The sequence below is a fragment of the Rhodoferax sp. genome (assembly GCF_034520025.1).
In the GTDB taxonomy this organism is placed as follows: domain Bacteria; phylum Pseudomonadota; class Gammaproteobacteria; order Burkholderiales; family Burkholderiaceae_C; genus Allorhodoferax.
Genome location: NZ_JAXHNZ010000001.1, coordinates 1,659,071 through 1,679,655, shown reverse-complemented (window position 1 = coordinate 1,679,655; position 20,585 = coordinate 1,659,071). Strand labels below are relative to the sequence as shown.

The 20,585-nt window shown below is 60.3% G+C and carries 17 protein-coding genes and 1 riboswitch; of the genes, 10 read left to right on the top strand and 7 right to left on the bottom strand.

Going from position 1 to position 20,585, the window contains the following annotated elements:
• Position 1 precedes the first annotated feature (1 nt).
• From rfaE1 to U5L73_RS08060, 6 genes are all read left to right on the top strand, one after another.
• Entirely contained in the window at positions 2–925 is a 924-nt protein-coding gene (rfaE1, locus tag U5L73_RS08085) for a D-glycero-beta-D-manno-heptose-7-phosphate kinase (protein WP_416221283.1), read from the top strand.
• Positions 922–1,944: an ADP-glyceromanno-heptose 6-epimerase gene (rfaD, locus tag U5L73_RS08080; RefSeq protein WP_322561856.1), complete on the top strand. Its 1,023-nt coding sequence runs from the start codon at positions 922–924 to the stop codon at positions 1,942–1,944. Before rfaE1 ends, rfaD begins: the two co-directional genes overlap by 4 nt.
• Before the next feature lie 20 nt (positions 1,945–1,964).
• Positions 1,965–2,273: a ComEA family DNA-binding protein gene (locus tag U5L73_RS08075; RefSeq protein WP_322561855.1), complete on the top strand. Its 309-nt coding sequence runs from the start codon at positions 1,965–1,967 to the stop codon at positions 2,271–2,273.
• Entirely contained in the window at positions 2,273–2,668 is a 396-nt protein-coding gene (gene crcB, locus U5L73_RS08070; protein ID WP_322561854.1) for a fluoride efflux transporter CrcB, read from the top strand. Before U5L73_RS08075 ends, crcB begins: the two co-directional genes overlap by 1 nt.
• Positions 2,669–2,898: 230 nt before the next feature.
• On the top strand, positions 2,899–3,501 hold the full coding sequence (locus tag U5L73_RS08065; RefSeq protein WP_322561853.1) for a TRAP transporter small permease subunit: 603 nt from the start codon (positions 2,899–2,901) through the stop codon (positions 3,499–3,501).
• Positions 3,502–5,322 (top strand): TRAP transporter large permease, encoded by a 1,821-nt coding sequence (locus tag U5L73_RS08060; protein WP_322561852.1) that lies wholly within the window; start codon positions 3,502–3,504, stop codon positions 5,320–5,322.
• A 274-nt stretch (positions 5,323–5,596) separates the two neighbouring features.
• Here the strand turns inward: U5L73_RS08060 and U5L73_RS08055 are convergent, their stop codons facing one another.
• The 4 genes from U5L73_RS08055 to xseB all read right to left on the bottom strand — a co-directional run bounded on the left by U5L73_RS08055 (position 5,597) and on the right by xseB (position 10,035).
• A complete protein-coding gene (locus tag U5L73_RS08055; protein WP_322561851.1) occupies positions 5,597–6,676 on the bottom strand; it encodes a TRAP transporter substrate-binding protein in 1,080 nt (359 codons plus the stop codon).
• A gap of 204 nt (positions 6,677–6,880) precedes the next feature.
• Entirely contained in the window at positions 6,881–8,776 is a 1,896-nt protein-coding gene (gene dxs / locus U5L73_RS08050) for a 1-deoxy-D-xylulose-5-phosphate synthase (RefSeq protein ID WP_322561850.1), read from the bottom strand.
• 63 nt (positions 8,777–8,839) lie between these two features.
• Positions 8,840–9,787, bottom strand: a complete 948-nt coding sequence (locus U5L73_RS08045) for a farnesyl diphosphate synthase (RefSeq protein ID WP_322561849.1) — start codon at positions 9,785–9,787, stop codon at positions 8,840–8,842.
• The gene (gene xseB / locus U5L73_RS08040) at positions 9,784–10,035 is read right to left on the bottom strand and encodes an exodeoxyribonuclease VII small subunit (RefSeq protein WP_313876249.1); all 252 of its coding nucleotides are present in this window, start codon (positions 10,033–10,035) and stop codon (positions 9,784–9,786) included. The genes U5L73_RS08045 and xseB overlap by 4 nt, the downstream gene beginning before the upstream one ends.
• A gap of 198 nt (positions 10,036–10,233) precedes the next feature.
• Here xseB and U5L73_RS08035 point away from each other — a divergent pair, with 198 nt between their 5' ends.
• The 4 genes from U5L73_RS08035 to U5L73_RS08020 all read left to right on the top strand — a co-directional run bounded on the left by U5L73_RS08035 (position 10,234) and on the right by U5L73_RS08020 (position 15,443).
• The gene (locus U5L73_RS08035; protein ID WP_322561848.1) at positions 10,234–11,406 is read left to right on the top strand and encodes an aromatic ring-hydroxylating dioxygenase subunit alpha; all 1,173 of its coding nucleotides are present in this window, start codon (positions 10,234–10,236) and stop codon (positions 11,404–11,406) included.
• Between the two features lie 83 nt (positions 11,407–11,489).
• A complete protein-coding gene (locus U5L73_RS08030; RefSeq protein ID WP_322561847.1) occupies positions 11,490–12,377 on the top strand; it encodes a DMT family transporter in 888 nt (295 codons plus the stop codon).
• A 1-nt stretch (position 12,378) separates the two neighbouring features.
• Entirely contained in the window at positions 12,379–13,248 is an 870-nt protein-coding gene (locus U5L73_RS08025) for a sulfurtransferase (protein ID WP_322561846.1), read from the top strand.
• 23 nt (positions 13,249–13,271) lie between these two features.
• The gene (locus tag U5L73_RS08020) at positions 13,272–15,443 is read left to right on the top strand and encodes an ATP-binding protein (protein ID WP_322561845.1); all 2,172 of its coding nucleotides are present in this window, start codon (positions 13,272–13,274) and stop codon (positions 15,441–15,443) included.
• 17 nt (positions 15,444–15,460) lie between these two features.
• Here the strand turns inward: U5L73_RS08020 and U5L73_RS08015 are convergent, their stop codons facing one another.
• From U5L73_RS08015 to U5L73_RS08005, 3 genes are all read right to left on the bottom strand, one after another.
• Positions 15,461–16,039 (bottom strand): TMEM165/GDT1 family protein, encoded by a 579-nt coding sequence (locus U5L73_RS08015; RefSeq protein WP_322561844.1) that lies wholly within the window; start codon positions 16,037–16,039, stop codon positions 15,461–15,463.
• Positions 16,040–16,046: 7 nt separating this feature from the next.
• Positions 16,047–16,218, bottom strand: a riboswitch (yybP-ykoY riboswitch).
• Between the two features lies 1 nt (position 16,219).
• Complete coding sequence (locus tag U5L73_RS08010) at positions 16,220–19,342, bottom strand: efflux RND transporter permease subunit (RefSeq protein WP_322561843.1); 3,123 nt, start codon at positions 19,340–19,342, stop codon at positions 16,220–16,222.
• A 12-nt stretch (positions 19,343–19,354) separates the two neighbouring features.
• Positions 19,355–20,548 carry an efflux RND transporter periplasmic adaptor subunit gene (locus tag U5L73_RS08005; protein ID WP_322561842.1) on the bottom strand — a complete coding sequence of 398 codons (1,194 nt, stop codon included), beginning with the start codon at positions 20,546–20,548 and terminating at the stop codon, positions 19,355–19,357.
• Between the last annotated feature and the right edge of the window lie 37 nt (positions 20,549–20,585).

Below are 20,585 nucleotides of genomic sequence, written 5' to 3'. Positions count from 1 at the left end.
CATGACAAAAAACAAACTCTCCGCCTCGCGCGTGCTGGTCGTTGGCGATGTAATGTTGGACCGCTATTGGTACGGCGCGGTGGATCGTATTTCCCCCGAGGCTCCGGTACCCGTGGTGCGCATCACCCATGAAGAAGAGCGCTGTGGCGGTGCCGCCAACGTGGCTTTCAATGCCGCCACCCTGGGTGCACAGGCCTCGCTGTTGACCGTTGTGGGCAATGACGAAGCCAGCCACAAGTTGGAGTCCCTAGTCGCCAAAACCGGTATCCGCACCCACTTCGGGCGGGACTCCGACCTCAAGACCACGGTCAAGCTGCGGGTCATCGGGCGCCAGCAACAACTGATTCGGCTCGATTTTGAAAACACCCCGAAGAACGAAGTGCTTGCGACCCAGACCGCCACCTTCACCCGGCTGTTGGCCGAGCACGATGCGATTTTGTTCTCCGACTACGGCAAGGGCGGCCTCGCCCACGTGAGCGACATGATTGCCGGTGCCCGTGCGGCAGGCAAGCCGATTTTTATCGACCCCAAGGGCAGCGACTATTCGCGCTACCAGCAGGCGACGGTGATCACGCCCAACCGCGCAGAGTTGCAACAAGTGATCGGCGTGTGGGCCACCGAAGACGAGCTGCACACCAAAGTGCACGCCTTGCGCCAGCAACTGCAACTCGATGCTGTGCTGCTCACTCGCAGCGAAGAAGGCATGACCCTGTTTGATGCCGACGGCCATCTGCATGTCAGCGCCCAAGCGCGGGAAGTGTTTGATGTCACCGGCGCAGGCGATACCGTGATCGCCACCATGGCCACCCTGGTGGGCGCAGGCATGCACCTGCGCGACGCCGTGCCCCTTGCCAACCGGGCGGGCGGCATTGTGGTGGGTAAATTCGGCACCGCAACGGTGTCTTATGAGGAGCTTTTTGTATGACACGTATCGTGGTCACCGGCGCGGCCGGTTTCATTGGCAGCAACATCATTGCCGGGCTCAATGCCCGCGGCATGACCGACATCATTGCGGTCGACGACCTCAAGCAAGGCGACAAATTCCGTAACTTGGTCGACCTCAAGATCGCCGACTATGTCGACATGGACACGTTCTACGACGAGTTCGCTGCCGGTCACTACGGCCAGGTCGAAGCAGTGTTCCATGAAGGCGCCTGCAGCGACACCATGGAACAAGACGGCAAGTACACGATGGCCAACAACTACACACTGTCGTGGCACCTGTTCCAAGCCTGCCAAAAGCGTGGCGCCCGGCTGTTGTATGCATCAAGCGCTGCCACCTATGGTGGATCTGACACCTTCCGCGAAGACCCTGCCTTCGAGGCGCCGCTCAATGTGTATGGCTACTCCAAGCTGCTGTTCGACCAACGCATGCGCCGCGAGTGTGGTGCAAATTTTGAGCGCACCAAAGCCGGCCGCACCAACCAAGTCGTGGGCTTCCGTTATTTCAACGTCTACGGCCCGCGCGAGCAGCACAAGGGCCGCATGGCCAGTGTGGCCTTCCACCAATTCAACCAGTTCAACGCGGAAGGCAAGGTCAAGCTCTTCGGCGAATATGGTGGCTACCCGCAAGGCGGGCAGATGCGTGACTTTGTATTCATTGACGATGTGGTGGCGGTCAACCTCTGGTTCTTTGACCATCCGGCCCAAAGCGGCATTTTCAACCTCGGCTCCGGCCGTGCGCAACCGTTCAATGACGTAGCCAGCTCGGTAGTCAATGCCATGCGACGCCTGAAAGGCGAAGCACCGCTGCCACTGGAAGATGTGGCCGCCCAAGGGCTGGTGGAATATGTGCCTTTCCCGGATGCACTGCGCGGCAAGTACCAGTGCTACACCCAGGCTGATCTGACAGCCCTGCGCGCGACCGGCTGCGACCACCAGTTTGCCGATGTGCAAACCGGCGTAAGCCGTTATGTGGACTGGCTCGCCAGCCGCAAAGCCTGACAACCGCATTGGAGCTGCCCATGAGCCACTTGCCCGCACGCACTCGCCTTCAGCGCGGAGCGCTCAGCTTTTTGGCCGTTTTGCTGATGGGGATGACCGCAGCCCACGCACTGGAACTGAACCAGGCCACAGAAGCCCAACTCGATGGCCTGCGCGGCCTCGGCCCCAGCAGCACCGCCCGTATTCTGAAAGCCCGTGAGAGCGGCGCCTTTCAAGACTGGAGCGACTTCATGGCCCGGGTCAAAGGCATCAAGGCACCAACGGCGACCAAACTGTCCAGCCAAGGGCTGACAGTCAACGGCGTCACTTTTACTGCACCAGAAAAATGATGTTGTCTGTAGTCGCTATCTGTCTGGGTGCCTGCACCGGTGCCCTAGCGCGCTGGCAACTCGGCCTCTGGCTGAACCCGGTTGCCACGGCGGGCACGGTGCTACCCTGGGGCACCCTGGCCGCTAACCTGATCGGCGGCTATTTAATCGGCATTTGTGTGGCCGTCTTTCAGGCCATGCCGCAGCTGGACCCGGCCTGGCGCCTGGCGCTGGTCACCGGTTTTTTGGGCGCACTCACCACCTTCTCCAGCTTCTCTGCGGAGGTAGTCGCCATGCTCGGCCAACAGCGCTACTTGCTCGCCTTAGGCACGGCTGCGATTCACCTGCTGGGCTCATTGACCTTGACACTGGCCGGCCTGCGGACTGCTACATTTTTTATAGCTACCCGCGCATGATTTTCGGGCGCTACAGCTGCTTTTGATTAAAAAATACGGGGCTGGAACACGCGCACCGCCAGCCCTGCCAAGTGCCTCGCCGGCACCGCCACCCCATCGTTTACCCCTAGCCTGTCTGTCAGGGTTTGTTCAGCCGCAAAAGGGGGGGTAAGGCTTAGACTCCGTAGGTTCTTGAAATAGGCCCGCGCTTTGCTGTGCGTGGCATTGGGATAACTACAGATGGAGACACCATGGCACCCCTGCTCTCACTGTCCAGGCTGATCGATATGGTCAGCACCTGGGTCGGCAAACTCACCATGTGGCTGATTCTTGCCACCACCTTGATCAGTGCCGGCAACGCACTGGTCCGCAAAATCTTCAACAGCAGTTCCAACGGTTTGCTGGAAATCCAGTGGTATCTGTTTGCGGCCGTTTTCATGTTGGGCGCAGGGTACGGCTTGTTGAAAAACTCCCACGTCCGCATCGACTTTATTGCCAACAAGCTGAGCGATCGCACCCGCAACTGGATCGATGTCGGCGGCATTCTATTGGTGCTGTTTCCGCTGTGCATCATCACCATTTCTTTGGGCTGGCCGTTTTTCACACAAGCCTTGGCTAGCGGAGAAATGTCGCAAAACGCGGGTGGTCTCATTCGTTGGCCCGCATATGCACTGATCCCCCTGGGCTTTGCGTTGCTGATGCTGCAAGGTGTGTCTGAATTGATCAAGCGCCTTGCCTTCCTCAACGGCAATGGCCCGGATGTGTTGAGCAGCGAAGACTCCAAATCTGACGACCAGAAGAAGCTCGAAGAGCTCGAAGCCCAAACCGCCAAGCTGTTGGCTGGAGACAAATAAATGCAAACCACGCTCTTGGCACAACAGTTTGTGCCCCTGATGTTTATCACGCTGTTCATCGTTCTGTTGACCGGCTTTCCTGTGGCCTTCGGCCTGGCCGCTACCGGCTTGGCACTGGGCTTTGTGGGCATTGAAGCCGGCATTTTCCCGGCCGCTTTGTTCCAGGCCCTGCCGCTGCGCATCTTCGGCATCATGCAGAACGACACCTTGCTGGCGATTCCGTTCTTCACCTTCATGGGGATTATTCTGGAACGCTCCGGCATGGCAGAAGACCTGCTGGAAACCGTAGGCCAGGTGTTCGGCCCCGTGCGCGGTGGCGTGGCGATTGCCGTGATTCTGGTGGGCGCCTTGTTAGCTGCTACTACCGGTGTGGTGGCTGCTGCGGTGATTTCCATGGGCTTGATTTCGCTGCCCGTGATGTTGCGCTACGGCTATAGCCGTACGATCGCGACCGGTACCATTACCGCCTCGGGCACTTTGGCTCAAGCGATTCCACCATCACTGGTGCTGATCGTGCTAGCCGACCAGTTGGGCCGCTCCGTGGGCGATATGTACTCCGGCGCTTTGATTCCAGGCTTGCTGTTGGTGGGCTTGTACATCGCCTTCATTGTTGCAGTCGCCATCTTCAAGCCCGCCATGGTGCCCGCATTGCCTCCTGAGGCACTGCTGTACAAAGAAGACAACGGCGCCTCTGGTCACAAGTCCTTGCTGGCCTTGGTGCTGGTCTGCGCAGGTGTGGGCTACGCATGGGCACAGGCACACAATGGTCTGCTGACCAAATGGCTGGAGCGTGCAACTCCTTCGGCAAGTGATGAGATCGTTATCTTGTCGCTGACCCTCGCTTCTCTGACCGGCTTGGCATTGGCCATCATCAACCGTGTCACCAAATTGGGCCTGCTGTCCAAACTGGCGGAGCAAGTCACCTTTGTACTGATGCCACCGCTGATCTTGATCTTCCTGGTGCTGGGCACCATTTTCTTGGGCATTGCAACTCCCACCGAAGGTGGCGCGATGGGTGCTTTAGGCGCATTGATTCTGGCCTTCGGCAAGAAGCGCCTGGACACACCGTTGTTGAAACAAGCGCTGGAAAACACCGCCAAACTCGCATCGTTCGTGTTGTTCATTCTGATCGGCTCCACCGTTTTCAGTTTCACCTTCAACGCGGCCGACGGCCACATCTGGGTCGAACACTTGTTTGACAAGATTCCAGGCGGCGCTTGGGGCTTCCTGGTGGTGGTAAACATTCTGGTGTTCATCTTGGGCTGCTTCATCGACTTCTTTGAAATCGCCTTCATCGTGATTCCCTTGCTGGCACCGGTGGCCGAGAAAATCTTGCCCGGCTTGGTTCCCGGCATGACACCCGACCAGGCCATGATCTGGTTTGGTGTGATCATCGCGATGAACCTGCAGACCTCGTTCTTGACGCCACCGTTCGGATTTGCGTTGTTCTACTTGCGCAGCGTGGCCGCCAAGTTTGACTACAAAGACCGTGTGACCGGTAAACTGATTCCGTCGGTCAAAACCACCGAGATCTACAAAGGCTCGATCGCCTTCATCATCTTGCAATTGATCATGTTGGTGGCGGTGATCGCCTTCCCAGTATTGGTAACCGGCGGGATCGAGAAGGTCGAGTCACTGAGTGCCGACCAGATCATGGAGCAGCTCGACGCACCGAAAGCGGAAGAAGCAGCCGACCCCTTGGCCGGTATGGACACTGGTGCCAAAGATGCACCGGTCGCACCTGCCGCTGATGCTGCTGCAGAGGAAGATCCAATGAAGGCACTCGAAGATGCTGCCAAGGACGCTGCGAAGAAGCCGTAACGCGCCTCCTTCAAGCACCAGATCCTAGGCCGGAGCAGCGCACGCTGCTCCGGCCTTTTTCATGAGCGCCAATCAGGCACTGCTGCCAAGGGGCCTTCAAGCGGGGCCTTGCCACCTGCCCTCCGGTACTTCAAGCTGCGGCACCAGTCACTGCAAGCTGCGCACCGCATGCGGCAAGTTGGACCTCAGTGATTTTTGGTAGCAACAGTCGCCCTCAGCAAATAAAAAAGCCCCGCAGAGCGGGGCTTCTTGAGCAGGTCAAGCGCGAGCTGGATTACAGCTTTCGTGCCTGCATGAAGGTGTCGAAACGCGCTTCAGTGAAGCGGAACCATAGGTTCTGGTCCTTGCGGAAGGCTGCGTAGTCGTCGTAGACCTTTTTCCAGTTGGGGTTCTTGGCGCTGATTTCTGCGTACAGAGCCATGGACTCTTTGAACGCCAAGTCCAACACGTCTTTCGGGAAAGGCATGACCTTGACTTTGGCACCCACCAGCTCTTTCAGAGCCTTAGGATTGCGGGCATCGTACTTGGCTTGCATTTCCACGTGGGCATAGGCTGCCGCTGTTTCGACGATAGCCTTGTTTTCAGGCGACAGGGCGGCAAAGGCTTTGTCGTTGATGAAGAAGTCCAACTGAGGACCGCCTTCCCACCAGCCGGGGTAGTAGTAGAACGGAGCCACTTTGCCGAAGCCCAGCTTCTGGTCATCGTAAGGACCGACCCACTCTGCCGCATCAATCGTGCCTTTTTCCAGAGCGGTGTAGATTTCGCCGCCAGGGATATTTTGTGGCACACCGCCCATGCGTTCAATCACTTTGCCGGCGAAGCCGCCTACGCGGAACTTCAAGCCTTTGATGTCTGCTGCAGACTTGATTTGTTTACGGTACCAGCCGCCCATTTGCGCGCCGGTGTTGCCGCCAGGGAAGTTGACGATGTTGTACTTGGCGTAAAACTCGCGCATCAGCTTGCCGCCGTTGCCTTCGTACATCCATGCGGTCATTTGACGGCTGTTCAGGCCGAAAGGAATCGCGCAACCCAAGGCGAAGGTCTCATCCTTGCCGAAGAAGTAGTAAGGGGCGGTGTGGGCCATTTCCACGGTGCCGTTTTGCACGCCATCGACTACGCCGAAGGCTGGCATCAACTCGCCGCTAGCGTGGGTGGTGATGGTGAACTTGCCGCCCGACATTTCGCCCACTTTTTTAGCGAACACATCGGCTGCGCCAAAAATAGTGTCCAGCGCCTTGGGGAAACTGGATGCGAGGCGCCAACGGATAGCGGCCTGCGCATGCACTGCGGGGGCTGCACCTGCAGCCAAGACGCCGGCGATACCTGCGTTTTTGATAATTGAACGACGATCCATTCGCTTTACTCCGGTAATTGTGTTGTAACCAGCTTGTGGGGCAATGGTATCGCCCCACAAGGACTCTGATAGTCAAGCGCGATTGTAGGAAGGCGGATGCCGTCAATCGTGGGGGTTTTCCCTCGACAAGTGCCCTCGGCACACGGGGTCTTCAGCTTCTTGCAAGCCTGGCAGTATCCCGGGCGTCCGAGGATGACTCCCGGCTTACTTGATGGCCACCAAATGGGTCAGCAAAGAGCCAAAACGCTGGCGGATAGACGCCTGAATACCCGCCGCATCCAAGCCTTGCAAACGCAACAGGTGGGCAGGGTCACCGTGCTCGATGAACTCGTCGGCAAGTCCCAGTTGCAGCACCGGCAAGGTCACGCCGGCGGCGTGCAGGGCTTCCATCACGGCAGAGCCTGCGCCCCCCATGGTGGCGCCCTCTTCCACCGTGACCAGGGCACTGTGGGTGGCCGCGATTTGCAGCAACAAGTCGACATCCAAGGGCTTAACCCAGCGCATATTGACCGCGGTCAAGCCCAAGGCCTCCGCGGCAGCCAAGGCCGGGTGGAGCAAGGTGCCGAAGGCCAGAATCGCGATCTCGCTTCCTTGCTTGCGAATTTCGCCTTTGCCGAAAGGCAAGCCTTCCAAAGACGGCGACACCGGCACACCGGCACCACTGCCGCGCGGGTAGCGCACGGCTACCGGGTGGTTTTGGGCAAACGCGGTGCTGAGCAGCTGGCGGCATTCGTTCTCGTCGGCCGGGCAGGCAATACTCATATTGGGAACGCAGCGCAAAAACGGAATGTCATACGCGCCGGCGTGGGTTGCCCCATCGGCACCCACCAAGCCTGCGCGGTCCAGTGCAAACACCACCGGCAGGTTTTGAAGGGCCACGTCGTGGATCAGCTGGTCATAAGCGCGCTGCAAAAAGGTGGAGTAAATCGCCACCACCGGCTTGAGCCCTTCGGTTGCCAGCCCGCCGGCAAAGGTCACTGCGTGCTGCTCGGCTATGCCGACATCGAAATAGCGCGCAGGAAAGCGCTTTTCAAACTCGACCATGCCAGAGCCTTCGCGCATGGCGGGGGTAATGCCCACCAAGCGCTCATCGGCCGCTGCGGTATCGCACAGCCACTGGCCGAAAACCTGGGTGAAGGTGGTTTTGCCCTGTGTGGCAGGCTTGACCAGCCCCACCGCCGGATCAAACTTGCCGGGGCCGTGGTAAGCGACCGGATCCGCCTCGGCCAGCTTGTAGCCTTGGCCTTTTTTGGTCACCACATGCAGGAACTGGGGCCCCTTAAGGTGCTTGATGTTTTCCAACGTCGGGATCAGGGAGTCGAGGTCGTGGCCATCGATCGGGCCGATGTAGTTGAACCCGAACTTCTCAAACAAGGTCGCCGGCACCACCATGCCTTTGGCGTGTTCTTCCAGCCGCTTGGCCAGCTCAAACAAGGGGGGCGCGCCCTTGAGCACGCTCTTACCCACATTTTTGGCTGCTGCATAAAACTGGCCGCTCATCAGCTGAGCGAGGTAGCGATTGAGCGCCCCCACGGGCGGGCTGATGCTCATATCGTTGTCATTCAAGATCACGAGCAGGCGGCAGTCTTCGACGCCCGCATTGTTCATCGCCTCAAAGGCCATACCGGCCGTCATGGCTCCATCGCCGATCACAGCAACCGAGTAACGGTCTTCGCCCTTGATGCGGGAGGCCAGGGCCATACCCAGCGCTGCAGAAATCGAAGTGCTGGAGTGGGCGGTACCGAAAGTGTCGTATTCACTTTCTTCGCGCCGCGGGAAACCCGAAAGCCCGCCGAACTGGCGCAGGCTCTGCATCCGGTCACGCCGGCCGGTCAAGATTTTGTGCGGATAGGTCTGGTGGCCCACATCCCACACGATCCGGTCATTCGGGGTGTTGAACACGTAGTGCAGGGCCACAGTGAGCTCTACCGTGCCGAGATTGGAGCTCAAGTGCCCGCCGGTACCGGCCACGCTGTGCAGCAGAAACTGGCGCAGCTCGTCGGCCAGGGCTTGCAGCTGCGGGCGCTGCAAACGGCGCATGGCAGCAGGGTCGTTGATCGTGGACAACAGGGGCGCTGCAGAGAGATTATTTGGTGACATTTGCTATTCTTTTAGTAGCTACTTGCGCACACTCCATGAGCGCCAGAGGCATTTTTTACATATTTAATAAGCCCGGTCCACCACCATACCGGCCAAGGCCTGCAACGCCGCGGTGTGGTGCAAACCACTGGCTTGCAGTGCCTGCAGCGCTTGCTCATGGAGGGAGCGGGCGTAGTGGCGGCTGGCTTCCAGCCCCATCAGGGAGACATAGGTGGGCTTGTCGTTGTCTGCGTCTTTGCCCGCCGTTTTACCCAAGGTGGCCGAGTCGGCCGTCACGTCCAGAATGTCATCGACGACCTGGAACGCCAAGCCGATCGCAGCGCCATAGGCCTCCAGTGCGGCCAGCACTTCTGCCGGGGGCTGCGCGCACTGCGCACCCATCACCACACTGCCCTGCAGCAGGGCACCGGTTTTGAGCTGATGCATTTCACGCAACTGGCTCTCGTTAAGGGGCAAACCCACACTCGCCAGATCGATGGCTTGCCCGCCTGCCATGCCCGCACTTCCGGCCGCGCGGGAGAGCAAGCCGCACAAACGGGCCTGCACCACAAAGGGCACCGATCCGTCTTGCGGGGTCAGAAACTCAAAGGCCAAGGCCTGCAAGGCGTCACCAGCCAACAAGGCACTGGCTTCACCAAACTGCACATGCACCGTGGGCTTGCCGCGGCGCAATACGTCGTTGTCCATGCAAGGCATGTCATCGTGTACCAGCGAATAAGCGTGGATTAGCTCTACCGCGCAGGCGGCGCGCAAGGCACCCGCATCACACTGGTGCCCCAGCGGCGCCACCGCCTCGTGAGCGGCCAGCACAAGCAGTGGGCGCAAGCGCTTGCCGCCATCGAGCACCGCGTAGCGCATGGCGTCGACCAGCGCGGCTGGCGCGCCGTGGTCTTCGCCCTGGGGCACCTCTGCAGTGATCCAGGTGTCCAGCGCGCGCTCTACCCGGTCCAGACGCTCGCGCATCCACAGGTCTAGGTCAAAAGCGCTCAAGTTGTTGGCCTCTGCGCTCATTGCGGCTTCCAAGGCTTCAATACCCCGTCGTCGAGCACCTTGATTTGCTCCTCCACGGCTTGCAGTTTGTCACGACAGTGCTGTAGCAGCGCGGCACCGCGCTGGTAGCTCGTGAGCAATTGGTCCAAAGGCAGGTCGCCGGACTCGAGCCGGCCGACCAACGCTTCGAGCTCCAACATGGACGCTTCATAGGTATCCGGAAGGGGCAGCTTCAGGGCTTCGTGAGAGGGGGTACTGGCCTTGGGCATGAAAGAGGTACTTGTAATCAAAGTGCAATTTTAGGCGCATCGGACTGCCGCCAACGGAACTAGAGACGGCCGCCTAGCGCGGAGGATGGGTACAATCGTCCCTCCCGCCTCCGGCCACCCGCATCTGGGCTTGCCGGCTCCCATTCACCGCGCACTATGGTGCACCCCCCTGTGGGGAGTCTTTAGGTCAGGTCACCCATGTCTGATTTAAGTCTTCAACTGCAGCAGGCGAACAGCCAACTACCAGTTTCAAGCTACTTTGACCCGGCGCTTTACGCGCTTGAAATGCAAAGTATCTTTCAGCAAGGGCCCCGCTATGTGGGGCACTCTTTGAGCGTCCCCAACGTGGGGGACTACTACGCCCTGCCCCAAGAAAACGGGGGGCGCGCGTTGGTGCGCAATGCCGGTGGTATTGAACTCATCTCCAATGTCTGCCGCCACCGCCAAGCCATCATGCTCAAGGGGCGTGGCTCGCTCACCCAAAGCGGCAACCAAGTGCAAAGCGGCAACATTGTGTGCCCGCTGCATCGCTGGACCTACAGCGGCGCCCACGCCGGCCAGAACGGCAGCCAAAGCGGCACGCTGATCGGTGCACCCCACTTTGCCCACGACCCGTGCTTGAACCTCAACAACTACCCGTTGCAAGAGTGGAACGGCCTGCTGTTTGAAGACCACCGCGCCAGTGGCGGTGTAGACGTAGCCGCGCAACTGGCCAACATGGGCCCGCGTGCCGACCTCAGCTTTGAAGGCTACGTGCTCGACAAAGTCGAGATGCACGAGTGCAACTACAACTGGAAGACCTTTATCGAGGTGTACCTGGAGGACTACCACGTAGGCCCCTTCCACCCCGGCTTGGGCCAGTTTGTGACCTGTGACGACCTGCGCTGGGAGTTCAAGGACAACTACTCGGTGCAAACCGTGGGTGTGGCCAACCGCCTCGGCAAGGCTGGCAGCCCCACCTACGAGCGCTGGCACAAGGCCCTGCTGGGCTACCGCAACAACGTGCCCCCGCAGTACGGCGCCATCTGGCTGACCTACTACCCCCACATCATGGTGGAGTGGTACCCGCATGTGCTGACCGTGTCCACTCTGTTCCCCATGGGCGTGAACAAAACCATGAATATGGTTGAGTTCTACTACCCCGAAGAGATTGCCGCCTTCGAGCGCGAGTTTGTAGAAGCCCAACAGGCCGCTTACATGGAAACCTGCATCGAAGACGACGAAATCGGCGAACGCATGGACGCGGGACGCCGCGCCTTGTTTGACCGCGGCGACAACGAAGTCGGCCCCTACCAAAGCCCCATGGAAGACGGCATGCAGCACTTCCACGAGTGGTACCGGGGCAAGCTGGGCACCGTCGTCGATCGCTAGGCACAACTCATCTACTATCAAAACAATAGCTGCTCGCCAATTTTACTGATTGGGCCAGCAGCTATTTTTACTTCAGATATCGTATGCAAGCTCTCTGGATGGTTCTGGCCTCGTTCTGGTTCGCGCTGATGGCGGTGGGCATCAAGTACGCCTCCAACAGCTTCGGCACCTTTGAGCTGGTGTTCTACCGGGGCCTGGTGAGCATTGTTTTTATGGGCATTGTGGTGCGGGCCAGCGGCTCCAGCCTGCGCACCTCCGTGCCCATGATGCACGTGTGGCGCAGCACCATCGGTGTGGTGTCTCTGGGAAGCTGGTTTTACGCCATCGCGCACTTGCCGCTGGCCACTGCCATGACGCTGAATTACATGAGCGGGGTGTGGGTGGCTGCCTTTGTGGTGGGTGGTGCGCTGCTCTACGGCAAAGAGCAACCGCAGGGCGCGTTACTTGGCACTGTACTTTTGGGATTTGTGGGCGTGGTGCTGACCTTGCGCCCCACCATCGACCAGAACCAGTTGTTTGCCGGCATCGTCGGGCTGTTGTCCGGTTTGGGCGCCGCCCTGGCTTATATGCAGGTCACCGCGCTGGGCAAGGCCGGAGAGCCCGAGGCGCGCACCGTGTTCTATTTCTCGGTTGGCAGTGCCGTAGTGGGTGCGGCCGGCATGGGTTTGACCGGAATCACCCCTTGGAGCAAAGTCGCTTGGCAAGACGCTGCATGGGTGATCCCGATAGGCATTTTGGCCTCTCTGGGACAGTGGTGCATGACCCGCGCCTACCGCAAAGGCGCCACGCTGGTGGTGGCCAGCATGCAGTACTCAGGCATCGTGTTTGGGGTGTTTTTCAGTCTGGTCTTGTTCGGCGACCAGATTCCCCCACTAGGCTGGCTGGGTATTGCGGTCATCGTCTCCAGCGGCATTTTGGCTACCATCCTCAGAACCCGTTTGTTGCCCCACACCCCAGCCGAAGAGCATTGACATGGCCTACACCACCCTGATCTCCGTCGCCCAACTCCAAGCCCTGCAAGCCAGCGCGACGCCTGCGGTCGTTTTTGATTGCAGCTGCGACCTGATGCAGCCCGAAAAGGGGCCCGCTCAATATGCCGAGAGCCACATTGCAGGAGCCCTCTACGCCCATCTGGACAACAACTTGAGCGCCAAGGGCGGCCCGGCCGTTACCGGTGCGCAGTCGGGCGGACGCCACCCGCTCCCATCGCGCGAACAGTTCGCTCAATGGTTGGGTAGCGTGGGCCTGCAAAATACCGACCAGGTGGTGGTGTATGACCGCCAAGGCGCCAATTACTGCGGCCGTCTTTGGTGGATGCTCAAATGGCTGGGCCACGCGAACGTGGCAGTGCTAGACGGCGGCTTTCAGGCGTGGCAAGCCGCAGGCAGTGCCGTGGCAAGCGGCGAAGAGCCGGCGCGCGCACCGTCTACCTTTGCCGTTACCGACCCGCTGGTGACTCTTCGCAGCAGCGACCACGTATGGGCCCACCTCGGCAAGCCCACCCAGCATGTGCTGGATGCGCGTGGAGCGCCCCGCTTCCTGGGTGAAACAGAGCCGATTGATCCGGTGGCCGGCCACATTCCGGGCGCCTTGAATCGGGTGTTCAGCAATAACTTAGGTGCCGATGGCTTCTTCAAACCAGCCGCTATGTTGCGCGCCGAGTTCGAAGCTTTGCTGGGCCAGCGCCAGCCGGAACATGTGGTGCACCATTGCGGTAGCGGTGTGAGTGCAGTGCCCAACATCCTCGCCATGGAAATTGCCGGCCTGCCGGGCAGTGCCTTGTTTGCCGGCAGCTGGAGCGAATGGTGCAACCGGCCGGATTTCCCTGTAGCGCAAGGCTGAACTCCCGCATACACTGATTGCCCATGAGCATGCGCCCACTGAGTCAGTCTGCCAAACGCATCACCAAAGACGTGGTCTTATGCGTGGCACTGGCAGGCGCGGGCCTGCTCATGACAGCCACGGTGTATGACTACCTTCGCGAAGCGGACGTGCTGCGAAATTTTGAGCGGCGCAATGCACTTGCCGAAACAGTGGTAGCCGCACTGGACCGTGATGGGACGGCAACCCTCGAAGCGGTGCGAGGCGCCGCACTGCTCACAGAGGTGGTGCCCGACATGACTCGCCTGGAATTTGAGGCCCACTCTCGCAGATTACAGGGCATTCACTCGTCGATGGTTTCGCTGCAATGGGAACATTTTGGCAACCGTGCCGGCTTCACTTTCCCACCGGAGCGCACCTCGTGGACAGGCTATGCGTCGGTGCAACTGGGGGAAGCTCAAAAGGAGGCACGGGTGGCCGGCTCTCCTATTGCAACGGCACCCTTCGCTCTATCAGAAACGGCGCGCACGAACGTGATACTCACGGCACCAGTGTACGAGCGGGTGCCGGGAGTAGCGGGTACCAACCGCCAAATCGGCTTCATCAATGCGCTCATCGACACCGCCGAACTCAGCCGTCACGCCCGCTTCCTTGCGCAGTCTGCTGGCACTGAACTGCGGATCAGCGACATTTCCGCAAACGCACCGCCGTTGGTGCTGTACTCCAACCTCAGTGACCCTGACCACCAAATGGGGCATGACCAAGAGGGGCCGCAGGTCGAAAAAGCGGATCACCTTCTGGAGATTACTTTCGGTGGCCGCAACTGGCAGGTGTTGATCCACCCGAACACCGCAGGCCAACTACCCACTCTCCACCGCGAAAACGTAGCCCTTACGATCGGCTTGGTACTGACGGCTTTACTGACCTTTTTGCTGGCCCGCAACCAACAGAGCCGCCGCGAAACAGAAGCTGCAACAGAGCAAGAGAAACTGTTGCGCGACGAACTCCTGGCCGAACAGTCACGGCTCAAAGAAGTAGTCGAGAGCACAGGCGTCGCTATTTGGGAATACGACCTGGAACGCCGATACTTGAGTGTGAGCGAGCGCTGGCATATGGTGAGCGGCTATACCCGGGAAGAGTTGGGCGACAACGTGCTGGAGGCATGGTATTCGCTGGTGCACCCGGAGGACATGCCGCTGATTTCCAGCACCTTTGCCACCTTGAATGCGCTGCAAAACGACCGCTTTGACTACGGCTACCGCATGCGGCAGAAAAATGGGCTATGGATGTGGGTTCATTCGTTGGCCCATATTGTGGAGCGCAACAGCGGTGGCGTGGTCACCAAGATAGCGGGCATCAACCTGGAGGTCACCCAGCAAAAAGAAGCCGAACTCAGGATTCACGCCCTGAACGCTTCTTTGGAGGCTCAAATGCAAGAGGCAGTAGCCCGCAGCGAAGCGCGTGCAACATTGGGCACCTTGATCGCCAGCGTGTCGCACGAAATGGCCACGCCCATGGGCAACAGCATGATGACGGCCAGCACGCTCATGGCGCAAGCGGTGCAGTTCGATGCACAACTGGCCGCCGGCAATTTGCGGCGCTCGGAGCTCACCGCCTTCGTGGCGGGCGTCAAAGACGGCAACACGCTGCTGATGCGCAACCTGGAGCGCGCCGTGGCCTTGCTGAAAAACTTCCGCCAAGTGGCCGCCGACCAAGCCAGCGAACAACGCCGCAGCTTCGATTTGCGAATGGGCCTGCAAGAAGTGCTGGCTACCCTGGCACCCAGCCTGAAGCGCCATAGCCAAAGGGTGCATCTGGATGCCCCGGACGGCATCGAGATGGAGAGCTACCCTGGCCCCATCGGGCAGGTCATCATCAATCTGATCAACAACGCCTATTTGCACGCCTTTGATGGCATGCAACATGGCGAAGTACACATCAAGGCAACGCCGGGCACCACCACAGTGACCCTGCAAATCAGCGACAACGGTCGCGGCATTCCGCCGGAGACGCTGGAAAAAATGTTCCAACCTTTTTTCAGCACCCGCATCGGCCAAGGGGGCACGGGCTTGGGGATGTCGATCGTTGAAAACCTGGTGAAAGCCACCTTGGGCGGTAGCTTGGAGGTGCAGTCGACGGTCGGGCAAGGTACGACCGTCACCATCACCTTGCCCCTGACCGCACCCCAACCTGCCCCTGAAGAAGACGCCGGATAACCCTGCGCACCCGGGTTTTAAAACCCGAAGCTGGAACCGGCGCCCAATAAAGTCGCCACGCCCAGCACGGCAAAGATTGCTGCCGCAATCGAGTGCACCAACTTCATCGGGATCTTGTTGGCCAGCTTGTCGCCTACAAACACCGCCGGCACATCGGCAATCAACATGCCCAGGGTGGTGCCGATCACCACCATGACCGGAGCCGCGTAGTGAGCCGCCATGGCGACTGTGGCGATCTGGGTTTTATCGCCCATCTCTGCCAGAAAGAAGGTGATCAGCGTGGCGCCGAATACGCCGAAACGGCTGGCAATTTGTGTTTCTTCGTCTTCAATTTTGTCGGGAATCAGCGTCCAGATCGCCATCCCCAGGAAAGACGCGCCTAGTACCCAGCGCAACACCTCGGGGCTGATGGCGGAGGTGATCCATGCGCCCAAAGCACCGGCCAGGCCGTGGTTCACGATGGTGGCGGCCAGAATGCCCAGCACGATAGGCAGTGGCTTTTTGAAGCGGGCCGCAAAGATGAAGGCGAGAAGCTGGGTTTTGTCGCCGATTTCGGCCAGAGCGACCACACCGGTAGAAACGAGAAGGGATTCCATGAGAGCGAGTTCCAAGGCCGGTAAAAGACAAATGACCACGGCACATCACCGGCCAAGGCGGATGTGCGGTGGTCAAAGGTCTTGCCAAGAATGAACTGCCGGCGCCAGGGTCTGCGGACCCAGTGTGTTGACGCAAGCCTCTTGCGATGCAGGAGAGGCTACTCCCCAATGACGGGGGGTCTATTGTACCGGCTTTGTCGCCACCGCCGGTTTCTCGCGCAACACCCAGCGCTTGACTCGGCCCAGCAGATGCTCTAGGTCGTCCACCACGGTGAACACCGAAGGAATCACCAGCAAGCTCAGCACCGTGGAGGTAATCAAGCCGCCAATCACCGCCACCGCCATCGGGCTGCGGAAGCTGCTGTCTGCAGCGCCCCAACCCACCGCCAGCGGCACCATGCCGGCGCCCATGGCAATGGTGGTCATCACGATCGGCCGGGCACGCTTGTGGCAGGCATCAATGAGAGCATCAAACCGGCTCATGGGCGCTGCTACGGGGTGTCCGTCGCTGCCGTCGCTACCCCGGCGCGCCAGGATGGCGTACTCCACCAAAAGAATGGAGTTCTTGGTCGCAATACCCATGAGCATGATGAGCCCGATGAGTGAGGGCATGGAGAAGCTCTGGTTGACCGCCAACAGGCCCACGAACGCGCCACCCAAAGACAGGGGCAAGGCCGCCAGGATGGTGAAGGGCTGCAAAAAGTCCTTGAACAAGAGCACGAGCACGATGTAGATGCACAGCACCCCGGTCAGCATGGCCAGGCCGAAGCTGGCAAACAGCTCGCCCATCACCTCGGCATCGCCCAAGGCGAGTTGCTTCACGCCCGGGGGCAGATTGGTGATGGAGGGCAGCTTTTGCACCGCCTCGGTCACATCACCCAGTGGTGCGCCGGAGAGCTCGACTTCAAAGGTGATGTTGCGCGAGCGGTTCAGGCGGTCGATCACCGCAGGGCCACCGGCCACTTCAAGCGTCGCCACCTGGCTCAACATGACAGGACCTTTGACGCCGGGCACCGCGAGGCGGCCCAGCAGCTCCAGGTCCTGGCGCGCGGAGTCATCCAGCTTCACCACGATCGGCACTTGCCGCTGGCTGAGGTTGAGCTTGGCGAGCGAGGTGTCGTAGTCCCCCACGGTGGCAATGCGCAGAGTTTCGCCAATAGACGCACTGGTCACGCCCAAGTCAGCGGCCTTCGCAAAGTCGGGACGCACTGCAATTTCGGAGCGAATCAAGCTCGCGCTGGAAGTGATGCTGCCCAAACCGGGAATAGTGCGTAAATCGCGCTCCACCGCAGCAGCGGCACCGGCCAAGGCAAGGGGGTCTTCACCGGTCAGTACCAACTGGTACTTCTCGCCACTGCCGCCCAAGCCCACTTTGCTGCGGACGCCAGGCACTTCGGCCATGGCTGCGCGGATTGCGTTTTCAATACCCTGCTTGCGCGGGCGCTTGCCGCGCTCAGTCAACAGCACGGTCAGCGTGGCCTTGCGAACTTCGGTGGTGCCCGCAGGCGCAAACGGGTCAGAGCCTGCCGCACCGCCACCAATGGTGGTGTAAATACTTTGGATGTGATCGACCTTGCCCAGCAACTGGCGCGCGTGCTCCGCCGCATCGCGCGTTTGCTTCAAGGTGGAGCCTGGCGGCAGTTCGATGTAAACCTGCGTTTGCGAGTTGTCGTCCGGCGGAATGAAGCCGGTGGGCAACAAGGGAATCAACATGATGGAGCCCACAAAAAACGCGGCCGCTGCGCCCATGGTGATCCAACGGTGATTCAGCGCCCAACGGCTGGCGCGCATGTAGGCGCCCATCCAGAACGGGTCTTTGTGCGGACGCGGGCTACGCTTCATGATGTAGGCCGCCATCATGGGGGTGAGCACCCGGGCCACCACCAGCGAAGCAAACACGGCAAGCGCCGCTGTCCATCCAAACTGCTTGAAAAACTTGCCGGGAATACCGCTCATGAACGCGGTGGGCAAAAACACCGCAATCAGCGTGAAGGTGGTCGCCACCACGGCTAGGCCGATTTCGTCGGCCGCTTCCATCGCGGCTTGGTACGGCGTTTTCCCCATGTCGAGGTGACGTTCGATGTTTTCAACTTCCACAATCGCATCGTCCACCAGCACCCCGATGACCAAGGAAAGTGCGAGCAATGTCACGGTGTTGATGGAAAAACCCAGATACGCCATACCGATGAATGCCGGGATCACCGACAGTGGCAAGGCCACGGCGGACACGAAGGTCGCGCGCCAGTTGCGCAGAAACAGCCAGACCACAATCACAGCCAGCACTGCGCCCTCGTACAGCATGGTCATGGAGGCATCAAACTCTTCGGCCACGGGCTTTACGAAGTCAAACGCCTGGGTGAGTTCAATATCGGGGTGCTGGGCTTTGAGTTCGTCCAGCGCGGCATTCACTGCAGCGCCGACCTCCACCTCGCTGGCACCCTTGCTGCGGGTAATTTCAAACCCCACCACCGGCACACCATTGAGCAGCGCGGCAGCGCGGGGCTCGGCAATCGTGTCTTTGACGGTCGCAACCTGATCGAGACGCACGCGCTGGCCGTTGGACAGCGTCAGCTCCAGATTGGCCAGCTCTTCGGCCGTCTTGACGGTGGCCAGCGTACGCATGGGCTGCTCGCTGCCGCCCAGGTCGGCGCGGCCGCCTGCGCTTTCGGTTTGCACCTGTTTGAGCTGGCGCGAAATGTCGGCTGCCGTTGCGCCCAGCGCTTGGAGCTTCATCGGGTCCAAAGCGACTTGCACCTCACGGGTCACGCTGCCTACGCGGGACACCGAGCCCACCCCTTTCACGCCTAACAAGCGACGCGCGACCGTGTTGTCCACAAACCAACTCAGGGCTTCGTCGTCCATTTTGTCGGAACGGATGGTGAGCGCCATGATGGGCGCGCCCGACAGATTGATCTTGTTGACTACCGGATCGCGCACATCGCTGGGCAGCTCGCTGCGCACGCCTTGCACGGCGCTGCGCACTTCGTCCAGCGCCTCTTGCGTGGGCTTCTCGAGGCGGAACTCGGCGGTGATCGTCACACCTCCATCCTGCACCTTGGTGTAGATGTTCTTCAGGCCCTGGATAGACGCAATCGCGTTCTCCAGTTTGCGGGCCACTTCGGTTTCCAGCTGGGCCGGCGCCGCACCCGGCAGGCTGGCCGCGATGGTGATGTTGGGCAGCTCCAGGTCAGGGGACTGCTGCACCTTCATGCTGTTGAACGCCAGCATGCCGGCGAAGGTCAGCATCACAAAGAGCATGACCGCCGGTATGGGGTTTTTGATCGACCACGAGGAGACATTCATCGGTTTTGCTCCTTATTTCGTAGCTGCTTGCGCAGGTGCTACGGGCGCTGCAGCCGCTTTTGGCTTGTAATCTGAGGCATCCACCACCTTCACGGTGTCGCCTTCACTCAGGAAGCTGCCACCGCTCGCCACCAGCTTGTCCTCCGGCTTTACACCGCTTTGGATTTCGATCTGATCGCCCACCACCCGGCCGGTCTGCACCTTGAGTTGGCTGACCCGGTTGTCCGCGCCCAGGCGGTAGACGTAGCTGAAGCCGTCGCGCACGACGACTGCAGTTTGCGGCACGGTCAATGCGCCGGTACTGCCCAGCTCGAATTCGCCACGGGCATACATGCCGGGTTTGAAAGCGCCAGCCAGCGACTGGCCGGCAGTCGACGCAGCCAACAAATCTACATAGACCAAGCCATTGCGGGTCGAGGCATCTACGGTGGGCGCCAGCATGCGCACCTTGCCCTTGGCCTGCACACCGCCAGGCGAGGTGACCAGCACCGCCATGCCGGGCTTGATGCGGGCGAACTCTGCCGAGGTTACCTCCCCGCGCCATTCCAGCCGCCCCTGGCGGATGAGCTTGAACATTTCGGTGCCCGCACCCACCACCGCACCCACACTGGCGCTGCGGGCGGAGATGATGCCGCTGTCGGGCGCAAGCAATTGGGTTTGCTTCAGGCGCAGCAGCTGGGCATCCAGCTGGGCTTGGGCGGATGCCACGCGCGCTTTGGCGGTGGCCTCTTGCGTGAGGTATTGGTTGATCTGCTGGGCGCTAATAGCGCCAGTGCCCTGCACGGCGCGCGCGCGGTCGCCGTTGGCCAGCGCTTCGGCCGCATTAGCCTGCGCCTCATTCAGGCTGGCACGGGCCAAGGCCACATCGGCTTGTACGCTTTCAGACGCAAAGGTGGCGAGCACCTGGCCGCGCTTCACGCTATCGCCCACACCCGCATGCAGCTCGGCCACCCGCAAACCGCTGGCCTCCGAGCCCACACTGGCTTCCTGCCAGGCTGCGACACCGCCGTTGGCGGACAGCTTGACAGGCAGCTGGCTGCTTTTGGCCTGCACGGTGGCCACGGTAAGCGCAGCTTTGGGCGCTGCAGCGGCCTTAGGGGCATCGGCTGCTTGGGTGCGGCTGGCAAACAGGCCAAGGCCGGCCACGGTCAGCACGCTGGCGGTCACGAGGCCCAGGGTCAGGGGTTTAAATTTGAATTGGTTCATGGCTTTGCTCTCAAAGAGGTGACAACAAAAAGTCGGG

Bases quoted from the DNA above. Each gene is read 5' to 3' on its own strand.
- dxs (WP_322561850.1), bottom strand. From the start codon at position 8,776: ATGTCACCAAATAATCTCTCTGCAGCGCCCCTGTTGTCCACGATCAAC.
- rfaD (WP_322561856.1), top strand. From the start codon at position 922: ATGACACGTATCGTGGTCACCGGCGCGGCCGGTTTCATTGGCAGCAAC.
- U5L73_RS08005 (WP_322561842.1), bottom strand. From the start codon at position 20,548: ATGAACCAATTCAAATTTAAACCCCTGACCCTGGGCCTCGTGACCGCC.
- rfaE1 (WP_416221283.1), top strand. From the start codon at position 2: ATGACAAAAAACAAACTCTCCGCCTCGCGCGTGCTGGTCGTTGGCGAT.
- xseB (WP_313876249.1), bottom strand. From the start codon at position 10,035: ATGCCCAAGGCCAGTACCCCCTCTCACGAAGCCCTGAAGCTGCCCCTT.
- U5L73_RS08015 (WP_322561844.1), bottom strand. From the start codon at position 16,039: ATGGAATCCCTTCTCGTTTCTACCGGTGTGGTCGCTCTGGCCGAAATC.
- U5L73_RS08065 (WP_322561853.1), top strand. From the start codon at position 2,899: ATGGCACCCCTGCTCTCACTGTCCAGGCTGATCGATATGGTCAGCACC.
- U5L73_RS08035 (WP_322561848.1), top strand. From the start codon at position 10,234: ATGTCTGATTTAAGTCTTCAACTGCAGCAGGCGAACAGCCAACTACCA.
- U5L73_RS08075 (WP_322561855.1), top strand. From the start codon at position 1,965: ATGAGCCACTTGCCCGCACGCACTCGCCTTCAGCGCGGAGCGCTCAGC.
- U5L73_RS08045 (WP_322561849.1), bottom strand. From the start codon at position 9,787: ATGAGCGCAGAGGCCAACAACTTGAGCGCTTTTGACCTAGACCTGTGG.
- U5L73_RS08010 (WP_322561843.1), bottom strand. From the start codon at position 19,342: ATGAATGTCTCCTCGTGGTCGATCAAAAACCCCATACCGGCGGTCATG.
- crcB (WP_322561854.1), top strand. From the start codon at position 2,273: ATGTTGTCTGTAGTCGCTATCTGTCTGGGTGCCTGCACCGGTGCCCTA.
- U5L73_RS08060 (WP_322561852.1), top strand. From the start codon at position 3,502: ATGCAAACCACGCTCTTGGCACAACAGTTTGTGCCCCTGATGTTTATC.
- U5L73_RS08030 (WP_322561847.1), top strand. From the start codon at position 11,490: ATGCAAGCTCTCTGGATGGTTCTGGCCTCGTTCTGGTTCGCGCTGATG.
- U5L73_RS08055 (WP_322561851.1), bottom strand. From the start codon at position 6,676: ATGGATCGTCGTTCAATTATCAAAAACGCAGGTATCGCCGGCGTCTTG.
- U5L73_RS08025 (WP_322561846.1), top strand. From the start codon at position 12,379: ATGGCCTACACCACCCTGATCTCCGTCGCCCAACTCCAAGCCCTGCAA.
- U5L73_RS08020 (WP_322561845.1), top strand. From the start codon at position 13,272: ATGAGCATGCGCCCACTGAGTCAGTCTGCCAAACGCATCACCAAAGAC.